9 protein-coding genes and 1 pseudogene are annotated in these 13230 nt (G+C 74.6%); 7 read left to right on the forward strand and 3 right to left on the reverse strand.

The window, feature by feature from the left end; all coding sequences use genetic code 11:
- Nucleotides 1–214 (reverse strand): annotated as a pseudogene (locus MNZ29_RS10975) (DUF4912 domain-containing protein); the annotation flags it as partial.
- Nucleotides 215–374: 160 nt separating this feature from the next.
- Here MNZ29_RS10975 and MNZ29_RS10980 point away from each other — a divergent pair.
- The 5 genes from MNZ29_RS10980 (at nt 375) to MNZ29_RS11000 (ending at nt 6919) form a co-directional block, all read left to right on the forward strand.
- A complete protein-coding gene (locus tag MNZ29_RS10980) occupies nt 375–2315 on the forward strand; it encodes a serine/threonine-protein kinase (RefSeq protein ID WP_277956894.1) in 1941 nt (646 codons plus the stop codon).
- A gap of 85 nt (nt 2316–2400) precedes the next feature.
- Complete coding sequence (locus tag MNZ29_RS10985; RefSeq protein WP_242355192.1) at nt 2401–3825, forward strand: BamA/TamA family outer membrane protein; 1425 nt, start codon at nt 2401–2403, stop codon at nt 3823–3825.
- A 29-nt stretch (nt 3826–3854) separates the two neighbouring features.
- Nucleotides 3855–4508 carry a hypothetical protein gene (locus MNZ29_RS10990; protein WP_242338014.1) on the forward strand — a complete coding sequence of 218 codons (654 nt, stop codon included), beginning with the start codon at nt 3855–3857 and terminating at the stop codon, nt 4506–4508.
- Entirely contained in the window at nt 4505–6031 is a 1527-nt protein-coding gene (locus MNZ29_RS10995; RefSeq protein WP_242338012.1) for a PAS domain-containing sensor histidine kinase, read from the forward strand. Before MNZ29_RS10990 ends, MNZ29_RS10995 begins: the two co-directional genes overlap by 4 nt.
- A 123-nt stretch (nt 6032–6154) precedes the next feature.
- Entirely contained in the window at nt 6155–6919 is a 765-nt protein-coding gene (locus tag MNZ29_RS11000; RefSeq protein ID WP_242338010.1) for an SDR family oxidoreductase, read from the forward strand.
- A 70-nt stretch (nt 6920–6989) separates the two neighbouring features.
- On the opposite strand, the gene MNZ29_RS11005 is transcribed toward MNZ29_RS11000, so the two are convergent.
- Together MNZ29_RS11005 and MNZ29_RS11010 are read right to left on the reverse strand one after the other, a co-directional pair.
- Complete coding sequence (locus tag MNZ29_RS11005) at nt 6990–7889, reverse strand: RNA polymerase factor sigma-32 (protein ID WP_242338008.1); 900 nt, start codon at nt 7887–7889, stop codon at nt 6990–6992.
- Between the two features lie 338 nt (nt 7890–8227).
- Complete coding sequence (locus MNZ29_RS11010; RefSeq protein WP_242355194.1) at nt 8228–9343, reverse strand: glycosyltransferase family 4 protein; 1116 nt, start codon at nt 9341–9343, stop codon at nt 8228–8230.
- Nucleotides 9344–9586: 243 nt separating this feature from the next.
- Between MNZ29_RS11010 and glgX the strand changes: the two genes are divergently transcribed.
- Nucleotides 9587–11722 (forward strand): glycogen debranching protein GlgX, encoded by a 2136-nt coding sequence (gene glgX / locus MNZ29_RS11015; protein ID WP_242338004.1) that lies wholly within the window; start codon nt 9587–9589, stop codon nt 11720–11722.
- A 78-nt stretch (nt 11723–11800) separates the two neighbouring features.
- The gene (locus tag MNZ29_RS11020; RefSeq protein WP_242355196.1) at nt 11801–13225 is read left to right on the forward strand and encodes a sigma-54 dependent transcriptional regulator; all 1425 of its coding nucleotides are present in this window, start codon (nt 11801–11803) and stop codon (nt 13223–13225) included.
- Nucleotides 13226–13230 lie beyond the last annotated feature (5 nt).

The raw sequence follows: 13230 nt of genomic DNA on the forward strand, positions 1-13230 counted from the left end.
CGGCGCGGACGGCCTTGCCCGTCGCCGACGCGGCGCGGCTCGCGGCGGTGCGGGCCTTGCCGCGCGCGGTCTTCACCGCGCGGCCCGTCTTCTTCTCCGCGGCCTCGAGCGCCGCGACCAGCTCGCCCTTGGTCTTCCTGGACTGGCCCGGACCCAGCACCTTCCGGGCGAGCTCGCGCAAGCTCTCGACGGTCATCTTCCTGAAGTCGGCCATGGCAGTGTTCGAGAGAAATCCGGGTTGGCCGCGGTCCGCAAGGGGTTTCCCGGGTCGGCAGCGCGCGGGCGGCGGCGTTCGCGTCGCGTGTCCCCCCTGCGCGGGGCTGGGCCGGCCGTCCGCCTCTGCTACGCTCGAATCTCGCAACGGTGGGGGCCTCATGCACCGTCGGGCAACGTCGACCACGAGGGGACTCGAGCCGTGCGCGAGGTGCGGCGGCGCGCACCCCGCGGATGCGTCCTGCTCGTCTCCCCTGCCGACGCTCGCCTTCGGCGGTGGATCCGGCCCGGCGCGGGCGCCCGCGGCGCAGGTCGCGGCGGTCGATCCGCTCCTGGGGACGCAGGTTGGCAGCTTTAGGATCTCGAGGCTCCTCGGCCGCGGCGGGATGGGCACCGTGTACCTCGCCGAGCATCCCGTGATCGGCAGCCGCGTCGCGGTGAAGTTCCTGCACGAGGCGATGTCGGCGGACGCGCAGGTCGTCTCGCGCTTCTACGACGAGGCGCGGGCGGTGAACCTCATCGGGCACGAGAACATCGTCGGCATCTACGACCTCTCGGTGCTCCCGCCGGGTCGCTTCTACTACGTGATGGAGCTCCTCGACGGCGAGACGCTCGCCGAGCGGGTCCGCGGAGGTCCGCTCGACCCCGCGACCGCCCTCGACGTCCTCCTGCAGCTCTGCGACGCGCTCCAGTGCGCGCACGAGCGGGGCGTCGTCCACCGCGACCTGAAGCCCGAGAACGTCTTCCTCGTGAACCGCCGCGGCCGCCGGAACTTCGTCAAGCTCGTCGACTTCGGCATCGCGAAGCTGCGCGGCGCCCGCGTCGCCGGCCGCACCGAGGCGGGGTTGATCGTCGGGACCCCCGAGTACATGGCGCCCGAGCAGTGCGAGGACGGTCCGATCGACGCGCGGACGGACGTCTATGCGCTGGGCGTCATCGCCTTCGAGCTCGCCACCGGGCGTCTCCCCTTCGCGGGGAGGAGCCTCGCGGCGCTCCTCCTCGCGCACCTCGAGGCGGTCCCCCCCCGCCCATCCGAGCTCGCCCCGGTCGCCCCGGCGCTCGAGCGGGCCATCCTCCGCGCCCTCGAGAAGGACCCCGATGCTCGCTTCGCGGACATGGCCACGTTCGCCGCCGCGCTCCGCGAGGCGCGCGCGGAGCTCCCGGCTCGCACGCCCTCCCCGGCTCCCGCCGCGGGCGCGGCACCGGTCCCGCGCGGTGCGGACGCCGCCCGGGAGGCCGCCGTCGAGGCGGAGGTGTGCGCCGGAGGCGCCCCCCCGGTGCGCCTCGCCGTCCGCGAGCTCACCCGGAGCGGCGCCTTCCTCCGCGGCGACGCGGCGCTCCCGCCGCTCCTCTCGCGGCTCCGGCTCACCCTCGCGCACCCCTCGCTGCGCGCGCCGCTCGGGCTGTCCGCCGAGGTGGTGCGCCACGTGTCCGCCGCCGAGGCCGCCGCCTGGCGGATGGACCCCGGCTTCGCGGTGCAGTTCGTGGACCTCGCGCCCGCGGACCGCGCCGCGCTCGCGACGCTCGCCGACACCCAGCGCCGCGCGACCCCGCCGCCGGCGGCGGGTCCCACGGGGGAGCCGCTCCTGCGCGCCCTCGAGGCCCGCGCCTCCGCGAGCCACTACGCGTTCCTCGCCGTGCCGCTCGACGCGGAGTTCGCCGACGTGCGGCGCGCCGCCCGGGGGCTGCGGGAGTCGCTCGAGGCGCTCCGGCTCCGGCCGCTCGCGGCCGATCACCCGGCCCGGGCGACCGCGCTCCTCGTACGCCTCGAGGCGGCGCAGGCGGCGCTCGCGACCCCCGCGGCCCGCCTCGCCCACGACGCCGAGCGCGGCAACGCCCTCGGCGTCTCGCGCTGCCTCGCCGCGGGCGTCCCCCGCGCCCTGCTCGAGTCGCGGCGGGCGGAGCTCCTCCGGGCGGCGCCCGCGCGCGGCGCCGAGGCGAGCCGCCAGCGCGCGCGCGCCGAGGTCGCCCGCAAGCTCGGGAACGCGGCCGCCGCCCTCGCAGCGTACGAGGCCGCGCTCGCGGCGGATCCACTCGACGTGGAGACCCTCGAGGCCTGCCTCGCCCTCCGCCGCGGGCCGAATGGCCCCGCCGCCCGCTGAGGGAGGCCCCCGCCGCGGGCTGAATAGACGATCCGAGCGCAGCGTCCAGGTCAGCGGGCCGCTCTTCGCCTACAATCGCCCGCCGATGACCGCGCTCGTCCCCGCCCTGCTGGCGCTCGCCCTCGGGCAGGCCGCCGCTGCCCCGGCCGCGCCGGAGCCCCCGCCGATCGCCGCCCCGGCGGTCGACGCGCCCGAGCCCGACCTCTCGCCCCTCCCGCGGCGCTACACCATCGAGCGGGTGGTCGTCTCCGGGCTGCACCACGCGCGCGAGCCGGAGGTGCGCCGCCACCTGCTCGTCACGGAGGGCGACCTGCTCGACGAGGAGCGCGTGCTCCTGTCGCGGCTGCGGCTCCTCCAGCTCGGCTGGTTCTCCAAGGTCGAGACGCGGGTCGAGCGCGGGAGCGAGCGCGGCCTCGTGGTGCTCGTGGTCGAGGTGGTCGAGCGGAACACGCTCCTCGTCACGGATCTCGTCCTGGGGTCGACGGGGCCGCAGCCCATCTACGGCGGCCTCGGCCTCTCGCAGCAGAACTTCCTCGGCCGGGGCTTCGGCCTCTCGGGCGCGTTCGTCTACGGCGGCTCGCCCGCGGGCCGGCCGCAGGATCCCGGCCGCTTCGCGGTGCGAGGCAGCTTCTTCGCGCCCGACCTGCCGCTCGCCCGCCGCGGGGCGCGGGGCGAGCGCGGCCTCGTCCTCGGCGCGACCGTCCTCTTCGTGCGCGGGGAGGAGCTCGCCTGCGGCGACCCGGACTGCGACGCCTTCTCGGACGACTTCGGCGCGGCGCCGCGGCTCCGCTACCAGCGCGCCTCGTTCGAGGGCACCATCGGCATCCGCCCCGGCGCCTTCGAGCGGCTCCTCGCGAGCTACCGGTACGAGGCCCTCCGGGAGCTCTCCGCCGGGGGCACGCCGGCCGCGCCCGAGAACCTGCCGGCGCTCCGGCCCGGCCGCTCGCGCCTCTCGGCGCTGACGGGGACCTACGAGATCGACACGCGCGACGACTTCTTCCTGCCGCGCGAGGGCCTCCGCGGCCTCGCCCAGGTGACGTTCGGCTCGCGCGTGCTCGGCGGCGACTACGAGTACAGCCGCTACCTCCTCCAGCTCGAGACGGCGTTCGGGCTCCTCGACCTCCCCCTCCGCCTCCAGGCGACGCTGGGCGCCGCGCAGGGCGGCGCGCCGTTCTTCGAGCGCTTCTACCCGGCGGACCTCGCCTACTTCGCCGTGGGTCCCGCCCTGGCGCGCTCGCTCGAGCTCAACTTCTCGACCGACTCGCGCTACGACGCGTTCGTCGCCATGGGCGGCCTCGAGTACGCCGTGCCGCTCTGGCAGCGGCAGGCCTTCTTCCGGCGCGGCTACCTCGCGCTCGGCGCGCGCGGCGTCTACTCCTCCCAGGTGCTCGGCGGCGCGCGGACCCGCTTCTCCCGCACCCCCGTCTCGGCCGAGCTCGCGCTCCGCCTCGACACGCCCGTCGGCGTCTTCAACGCGTCGCTCGGCTACGCGGTGGACAACCTGCTGTGACGCGCGCTCCCCGCAGGACCGGCCGCGCCGTGCGCCACCTCCTCGCCGCCCTCGGCGCCGCGGCCGCGCTGGGCGCCGTGGCCGCCGGCCCGCCCGAGCCGCTCGCCGCCCGGGTCGCTCCGCGCGCCGGCCGCGTCGAGGCGAGCCTCGATCTCTCCGCCGCGTTCCCGGCCGCGACCGAGCGCGACTTCGGCAACGGGCTCACGAACGTCGTCGCGATCTACGTCTCGGTCGTGCCCGACGGGTCCCGCGCGCCGGCCGCGCTCTACGGGCGGGTCGTGGAGATCCTCTTCGACGTCTGGGAGGAGACGTACGCGGTGACGGTGAAGGACCCGCGCGCGCCCCAGGGCGTGCACTACGTGCTGCCGGACTTCGCGGCGCTGCGCCGGTTCCTCTCCGAGGCGCGCGGCGTCGACCTGGGTCCGGTGCAGGCGCTGCCCGGGGCGCCCTACCACCTCGAGGCGCGCGTCGAGGTGAACCCCGTCTCGCGCGAGCAGCTCCAGCGCACGCGCGAGTACATCGCGAACCCCGCCGCCGGCACCCGCACCTCGGGCGGGACGCGCAGCGTGCTCGGCGCCGTCGCGAGCTTCCTCCTGCGCGAGCCCGATCCCGGCAGCGACGTGCACCTCTTCCGCTCGCGCTCGTTCGCGCCGGGCGCCGCGGCGTCGGGGGCGGGGCGGTGAGCGGCGCGCCCTCCCTCGTCCGCCGCGCGGCCGGCGCGCTCCGCGTCTCCCGGTTCGAGGCGAAGATCGCGGTCGCCCTCGTGGTCTCGGCGACGCTGCCGCTCCTCGGCGCGCTCCTCCTCGCCGGGAAGCTCGCCGAGGAGAACCTCGCGCTCGGCCTCGACCCCCGCGTGGTGGAGCGGCTCGAGGCGGTGCCCGCGCTGTACGGCGACCTCTTCCAGGCCCGCAAGCAGCTCTACGCCGAGCAGGCGCGCGCGCTCGCGCGCGGGCTCCCCAGGGACCGCGGGCGGACGCACGCGTATCTCGAGTCGGCGCTCGCGAAGACGCCGCGGCTCCGGCGCGTGTCGCTCCACGCCGCGGACGGCGCGGTCGTCGCCGAGGCCGAGACGCAGGCGGAGAACCCCGAGGGCGAGTGGCGGGAGGCGCCGGCGCGGGTGGCGCTCCCCGGCGGCGGACGCCTCGACTGCACGTTCGCCATCGAGGCGCGCTACTTCGCCGAGCTCGGCGAGGCGCGCGAGGTGGGCGAGCTCGTCCAGGGCGTGGACGCGCTCCGCTCGGAGATCCGGCGCAGCTACGTGCGCGCCTTCGCGCTCCTCCTCGTCGCGTGGGCGGCGGGGGCGGCCGCGATCGGCATCCTGCTCGCGCGCCGCACCACCCGGCGGGTCACGCGGCTCGTCGGGGCGGTCCGCCAGCTCGCCTCGGGCGACCTCTCGGTCCAGGTCGATCCCGGGCGGGCGAACGACGAGGTCGCCGGCCTCGCCCGCGCGTTCAACGCCATGGTCCGCGAGGTGCGGGAGAGCCGCGACCGGATCGTCTACCTCGAGAAGATCTCGGGCTGGCAGGACGTCGCGCGCCGGCTCGCCCACGAGATCAAGAACCCGCTGACGCCGATGAAGCTCGCGTTCCAGCAGCTCGAGGCGCGCTGGAAGGCAACCCGGGTCCGGGACCCCGACTTCGGCAAGCTGCTCGGCGAGGCGGGCGAGATCGTGCGCGAGGAGATCGGCACGCTGCAGCGGCTCGTGGACGAGTTCTCGGCGTTCGCGAAGCTCCCGGAGGTGCGGTCCGAGCCGTCGGAGCTCGGCGCGTTCGTGAAGGAGTTCCTCCGCACGAGCAAGCAGCTCGGGGCGGCCGCCGAGCTGTCCGTCGTGAAGGCGAGCGGCCCCTGCCCGGTCGCGCTCGACCGCCAGCTCATGCGCCGGGTGCTCACGAACCTCTGCCAGAACGCGATCGACGCGGCGCGCCCGGCGCGCGCCCGGATCCACCTCGGCATCGCGCGCACGCGCGAGCGCGCCGTGCTCACCGTCGCGGACGAGGGGCCCGGCATCGACCGGGACCTCTGGGACCGGATCTTCGATCCGTACTTCACGACGAAGGGGGTCGGCGGGACCGGCCTCGGCCTCGCGATCGTGAAGAAGATCGTCCTCCAGCACGGCGGCGAGATCCAGGTCGGCGATCGCCCGGGCGGCGGCGCGTCCTTCACCATCGCCCTGCCGCTCGCGCCCGAGGCGCAGCGGGCCGCCTGACGGTCCGCGGCGGGCCCGGGCCCGGCGTCGCCCCCCGCGGGCGGCGCGGAGCCCGGCCGGGCCCGGGTCCCCGCTGCGACGGCGGGTTCAGCTCGAGCGCGCAACGCTGTAGCATCCGCCGCCATGGCATACGATCTCGACGGCAAGGTCGCGCTGGTCACGGGCGCGACGGCGGGGTTCGGAGCGGCGTGCGCGGAGGCGCTCCTCCGCGCGGGCGCGCGGGTGGTCGCGACGGGGCGGCGCGAGGACCGGCTCGAGGCGCTCGCCGCCAGGGGCGGCGGCCGGGTCCACCCGCTCGTGCTCGACGTGCGCGACCGGGGCGCGGTCGAGGCGGCGATCTCCGGCCTCCCCCCGGGGTTCGCGGCGATCGACGTGCTCGTCAACAACGCGGGGCTGGCGCTCGGGCTCGAGCCCGCCCAGCGCGCGTCGCTCGACGAGTGGGAGACGATGATCGCGACGAACTGCACCGGCCTCGTGACGGTGACGCGCGCGGTGCTGCCCGGGATGGTCGAGCGGAACCGCGGGCACGTCGTGAACCTCGGGTCCGTCGCGGGGAGCTACCCGTACCCGGGCGGCAACGTCTACGGCGCGACGAAGGCGTTCGTGCGGCAGTTCTCGCTCAACCTGCGCGCCGACCTCCTCGGCACGGCCATCCGGGTGACGTCGATCGAGCCCGGGATGGCGGAGACGGAGTTCTCGCTCGTGCGGTTCGGCGGCGACGCCGAGCGCGCGAAGAAGGTCTACGAGGGCGTGACCCCGCTCTCGGGCGAGGACGTGGCGGACGCGATCGTCTGGTGCGTGACGCGTCCCGCCCACGTGAACGTGAACGCGCTCGAGCTCATGCCCGTGCAGCAGGCGTTCGCGCCGTTCGCGGTGAGCCGCAAGTGAGCCTCACCGAGACGCGCGGCGCCGCCGGCCCGTGGGGAGCGGCGGCGCCGTCGAGGCCTCGATCGCCGCGCTACTCCGTCGCCTCGGCCCCCATCGTCGCCGGGTAGCCGATCTCGTCGGCGAGCGGCTGCAGCTCGCGGCGGAGCTTCTCCAGCGCACGGATCTCGAGCTGGCGCGCGCGTTCGCGAGAGAAGCCGAAGTGCTGGCCGAGATCCCGCAGCGTCTCCTTGCCGTCGCCCATGATGCGGGCCTCGACGATGTGGCGCTCGCGCGGGTCGAGGCGGCCCATCGCCTCGCTCACGCGCCGGTTGACGATCGCGTCCTCCTCGACGCGGGCGAGCTCCTCGTCCTGAGGATCCGCGTCGGCCGGGGTGAACTCGAGGTGCGTGCTCGTCCCGTCGGCGACCGGGGCGTCGAGCGAGAGATCGCGCCCCTCCATCCGCTGCTGCATCTCGATGACGTCGCTCGCCCGGACGCGGAGCTTCTTCGCGACGAGGTTCACGTCGATGCCCTCGGACTCGAGCCCGGCGCCCGGCGTCACGCGCTCGATCTCGTGGCGGGTGCGGGCGAGCGAGAAGAAGAGCTTCCGCTGCGCCTGCGTGGTCCCGATCTTCACGAGCGACCAGGACTTCAGGATGTGGTTCTGGATGTACGCCCGGATCCACCAGACCGCGTACGAGATGAGCCGGATCTCCTTGTCCGGATCGAACTTCTGCACCGCCTTCATGAGGCCGATGTTGCCCTCCTGGATGAGGTCGGCCATCCGCAGCCCGTAGGAGCGGTACTCGAAGGCCACCTTGACGACGAAGCGGAGGTTCGCCTCCACGAGCCGGTGGGCGGCGCGCGTCTTCCCCTCGTCCCGGTACTCGCGGGCCAGGCGACGCTCCTCTTCCACGGTGAGGAGCGCGACCTTGTTGATCTCGCGGAGGTACTGGTCGAGGGTGCTGCTCGCGCCGGTCGTTCGATTCATCGTTCCTGCCTCCTGGTGGCCTCGTGGTGATGTCGCGTCAGAGCCATCGAGCAATGGGCGTGCCGGGGAGGAGGTCCCCTGTTTCTGGCGCAAAACCGGGGGGTGCCGCGCCGCCGGAGCGGACGCAGACTGTAAGAACGAACGCAGTCGCCCGGTTCGAGATCGGTAACCGCGACAGGAGCGGCCATCCGCGGGCGCGAGGCCTCGCCGGTCACGGCGGCGCTCGCTCGTGCGCTCGTGCTCCAGGGAGCCAGAGCCTGCAGAAACGACGACCAGCGCCCGGGCGCCGGAGCGCCCGGCGAGCGGGCGAGCGACCGGTCTCGCGCAGAGGACGAACCTCATGGAGGGGTTCCGAGGGCAGCGGCGCGGCCGGTGAGCGAGCGGTACAGCTCGAGCGTCCGGTCCGCCATCCGCTTCGGGCTGAACCGCCGCGCGCGCGCCCGCGCGCGACCGGCGAGGAGCGCGCGCCGTCCGGGGTCGGCCGCGAGCGCGCCGATGGCCGCGGCGAGGGCGTCGTCCTCGCCCGGCGTGACGAACGCGGCCGCGCCCGCCCAGCTCTCGCGAAGGCTGGGAATGTCTCCGAGGACGAGCGCGCAGCCCGCGAGCGCCGCCTCGAGGACCGAGAGCCCGAACGGCTCGTACCGCGCCGGGTGCGCGAAGATGGCCGCCTCTCCCATCCATCGGGCGAGCTCCTCCTCCGGCAGGTGGCCGAGGAGCTTCGCGCCGCCACCGGCCTCCGGCACGCGGGGCGCCCGGGTCGCGCGCGCGGGCTCCTCGGTCTCGCCGGCGATCGCGACGCGCCAGGGGAGCCGGAGCCGCGGCGCGATGCGCACCAGCGCCGCCGCGTTCTTCGCCTCGTCCCACAGCCGTCCGGCGCCGAGGACCAGCTCCGCCTTCGCTCGCGGGCGGAAGCGCGCGGGGTCGCGGCCGCCGGGGATGACGGTCGGGCGCGGGATCGGGCCGTAGTGGCGGACGAGCGCCTCGGCCATCGCCGCGCTCGGCGCCGCGACCGCGTCGGCGCCGCGCAGCCCGGCAGCCACGACGTCGCGGTAGTGGTTCCACTCCGGAGGCGCGACCTCGTGCCGGACCGCCTCGAACCACGACAGCACGCAGGAGTGCCCCATGACGAGCTTCGGCGCGCGGAACGGGAGCGCCCCGTGCGCGAACGCGTTGGAGTGGACGACGTCGGGGCGCTCGCGCGCCTCGAGCTCGAGGAGCCAGCGGCCCGCGGCGCCGACGTCCTCCCAGGGGTCCTCCATCCACTCGAGCCGAAAGGCGCGCTCCTCGTGCACGAGGCCCGGGATGCCCGCGAGCGCCCGTCGCTGGTCGGGCGTGAGCAGGCGCCCTTCGGTGGCGAGCACCACGGCGACGCCCCGGGCGGCGAGCGCGCGCGAGAGCTCGACCGCGTAGGTGAACACGCCCCCGAGGGCGTCCGCGACGAGGAGGACCTTCATCGGCGCCCTGAGATCCGGTCGAGCACGACCTGCACTTCGACGATGCGTTCCATCTCCGGATCGTAGCGGCCGCCCTCCGCGAGCGCCCCGGCGAGATGCGCGACTCGGGTTCGAGTACTACGCCATCCGCCGGTCGCGGTCCCGCGCCGGCGCGCGCCCCCGCCGGTCGGGCAGTTGCCCGATGGCCGTCCGTCCGGTGCGGGAGCAGCTTGAGGGAGGCCCGGACATGGAGCGGGCCCCCCCATGGCGGACGAGATGCTCTGGCCGGGTCGGCCCCACCCCCTCGGCGCGACCTGCGACGACGAGGGCACGAACTTCGCGGTGTACGCGCGCGAGGCGGACGCGGTGGACCTCTGCCTCTTCGATCCCGCCGATCCCGCGCGCGAGCTGCGCCGCGTGCGGCTCACCGAGCGGACGGGGCACGTCTGGCACGGCTACCTGCCCGGCGTGAAGGCGGGGGCGCTGTACGGCTACCGCGCCCACGGCCCGTACGAGCCCGAGGTGGGCCTCCGCTACGACGGCGCGAAGCTGCTCGTGGATCCCTACGCCCGCGCGATCTCGGGCGAGGTCGATCTGGCGGGTCCGATCTTCGCCTACCGGCCCGACGCGCCCGAGCAGGACCTCGCCATGGACGACCGCGACAGCGCAGCGGCGGTCCCGCGCTCCGTCGTCGTGGGCGGGGGCTTCGACTGGGGCGACGATCGTCCGCCGCGCACCCCGCTGCACCGGAGCCTCATCTACGAGGTGCACGTGAAGGGCTTCACGGCGCGTCACCCCGAGGTCCCGCCCGAGCTGCGAGGCACCTACGCCGGGTTCGGCTCGCCGCCCGCCGTCGCCCACCTGCAGCGGCTCGGCGTGACCGCGGTCGAGCTGTTGCCGGTCCACGAGTACCTCGACGACCCCTTCCTGCACGCGAAGGGCCTCACGAACTACTGGGGCTACTCCACCCTCGGCTTCTTCGCGCCGGAGCAGCGGTACGCCCGCGGCAGCCGCGGCGAGCAGGTGACCGAGTTCCGCGAGATGGTGAAGGCGCTGCACGCCGCGGGGATCGAGGTGATCCTCGACGTCGTCTACAACCACACCTGCGAGGGGAACCACCTCGGCCCGACGCTCTCGCTGAAGGGGCTCGACAACCGCAGCTACTACCGGCTCGTCGACGAGTCGCCCCGCCACTACTGGGACGCGACCGGCTGCGGGAACTCGCTCGACACGACGAACCCGCAGACGCTGAAGCTCGTGATGGACTCGCTCCGCTACTGGGTCGAGGAGATGCACGTCGACGGCTTCCGCTTCGACCTCGCCGTCACGCTCGCCCGCGATCCCGAGCTCTTCGACGAGGCGTCGCGCTTCCTCGTCGCCGTCCACCAGGATCCGGTGCTCGAGCGGGTGAAGCTCATCTCCGAGCCGTGGGACCTCGGCCCGGACGGCTACAAGGTGGGCGCGTTCCCGGTGCGCTGGTCGGAGTGGAACGGCAAGTACCGCGACGTCGTGCGCCGCTTCTGGAAGGGGGACGAGGAGCTCGCGAGCGAGATGGGCTACCGCCTGACCGGCTCCGCCGACCTCTACGAGGGGGCCGGCCGGAAGATCTACGCGAGCGTGAACTTCGTCACCGCCCACGACGGCTTCACGCTGCGCGACCTCGTCAGCTTCGACCACAAGCACAACGAGGCGAACCTCGAGGAGAACCGGGACGGCGCCGACGACAACCACTCCTGGAACTGCGGGGCGGAGGGCGAGACGGACGACCCCGCCATCCTCGCCCTGCGCGACCGGCAGATGCGGAACCTCATGGCGACCCTGCTCGTGTCGCAGGGCGTCCCCATGATCGCCGCCGGCGACGAGCTGGGGAAGACGCAGGGGGGCAACAACAACGCGTACTGCCACGACGACGAGCTCTCCTGGCTCGACTGGAACCTCGACGAGCGCCGCCGCGCCTTCCTCGCCTTCGTGCGCAGGATGGTCAAGCTGCGGATGGAGCAGCCGGTGCTGCAGCGGCGCCGGTTCTTCCGCGGCGGCCACCCGTGGGACTCGTCGCTCAAGGACCTCGCCTGGTTCCGCCCCGACGGCTCGGAGATGACGGAGGAGGACTGGCAGAAGCCGTTCGCGAGGTCGGTCGCCTTCCTCCTCGGCGGCGACCAGATCGCGACGCCGGACGAGCGGGGCGAGCGGATCATGGGCGACTCCCTGCTCGTCCTCCTCAACGCCTGGCACGAGCCCGTCACCTACGTCCTGCCCGACGTGGACTGGGGGCAGGAGTGGCAGGTGCTCGTGGACACCGCCGGCGCGTCCGAGGAGAAGCACGAGCACGTGAAGGCGCGTGGCGCCGTGCCGGTCGAGGCGCGCTCCCTCGTGATCCTCTCCCGCCCGGCCGATCGCTGACGCGGCGCGCGGGGAAGGCGCTCCCGGCGGCGGCCGATTCGCGCGGCCGCCCCGGCCCGGCCTTATAATCCCCGCCCCATGGACGCGACGAAGCCGACCGTGCTCGTGGTGGACGACGAGCGCAACATCCGCCGCACGCTGCGCATGGTCCTCGAGGCGGAGGGCTACGCGGTCTCGGAGGCCGAGAGCGCGGAGGACGCGCTCAAGATCCTCGAGGGGGAGCCGGTCGATCTCGGCATCTTCGACATCCGCCTGCCCGGCATGGACGGGCTCGCCCTGCTCTCCCGCGCGCGCGAGCTGTGGCGGGACCTGCCGGTGGTGGTCATCAGCGGCCACGCCGACACGAGCGACGTGGTCGACGCGGTGAAGCGCGGCGCGACCGACTTCTTCTCGAAGCCGGTCGACCGCGACCGCGTGCTCGTCTCGGTGAAGAACGCGCTCGCCCGGCGCTCGCTGGAGGAGAAGGTCCAGGTCCTCGCCTCCCGGGAGCGGAAGTTCCAGGACGAGATGCTCGGCGAGAGCCCGGCCATGCGGAGGCTGCGCGAGGACATCGCCAAGGTCGCCCCGACGAGCGGCCGGGTGCTCGTCCTCGGCGAGTCCGGCACGGGCAAGGAGCTGGTCGCCGCGGAGATCCACCGGCAGTCGAAGCGGGCGCAGGGGCCGTTCGTCAAGGTCAACTGCGCGGCCATCCCCTCCGAGCTCATCGAGAGCGAGCTCTTCGGCCACGAGAAGGGCAGCTTCTCCGGAGCGGCGGCGCGGCGGCGCGGCCAGTTCGAGGTCGCCCACGGCGGGACCCTGTTCCTCGACGAGATCGGCGACATGAGCCTCTCGGCGCAGGCGAAGGTGCTGCGCGCGCTCCAGACAGGCGAGATCGTGCGGGTCGGCAGCGAGCGCGCCCTCACCGTGGACGTCCGCGTCATCGCCGCGACGAACAAGGATCTCGAGGCGGAGGTGCGCGAGGGGACGTTCCGCGAGGACCTGTTCTTCCGCCTGAACGTGGTGCCGCTCGTCTCGCCGCCGCTGCGCGACCGGCTCGAGGACGTGCCGCTCCTCGCCGAGCGGTTCTTCCAGCTCGCCGCGCGCGAGAACGGCACGCGCCCCAAGGCGATCGACCCCGAGGTGTACGACCGCCTGCGCGCCTACCGCTGGCCCGGCAACGTGCGCGAGCTCCGCAACGTCTGCGAGCGGATGGTGATCATGAGCGGCGACCGGATCACCGCCGCGGACGTGCCCGAGGCGGTCGGGCCGCGCCAGGCCGCCGCGCCCGCCGCCGGCGCGTCGGACCTGTCGCGCTACGGCGAGGTCCCGCTCCGCGAGCTCCGCGACCTCGTCGAGCGCGACTACATCCTGAAGAAGCTCGAGGAGCACGACTGGAACATCACGCAGGCCGCGCAGGCGCTCGGCGTCGAGCGCACGAACCTGCACAAGAAGATCAAGCAGCACGGGCTCTCGCGCGCGGGGCGGGGCGCGCCCCTGCCCGACCCGGACGGCGACGAGGGGTGACCCGC

The sequence above is a fragment of the Anaeromyxobacter sp. SG64 genome, assembly GCF_022690745.1.
GTDB classification, from domain to species: Bacteria; Myxococcota; Myxococcia; order Myxococcales; family Anaeromyxobacteraceae; genus Anaeromyxobacter; species Anaeromyxobacter soli.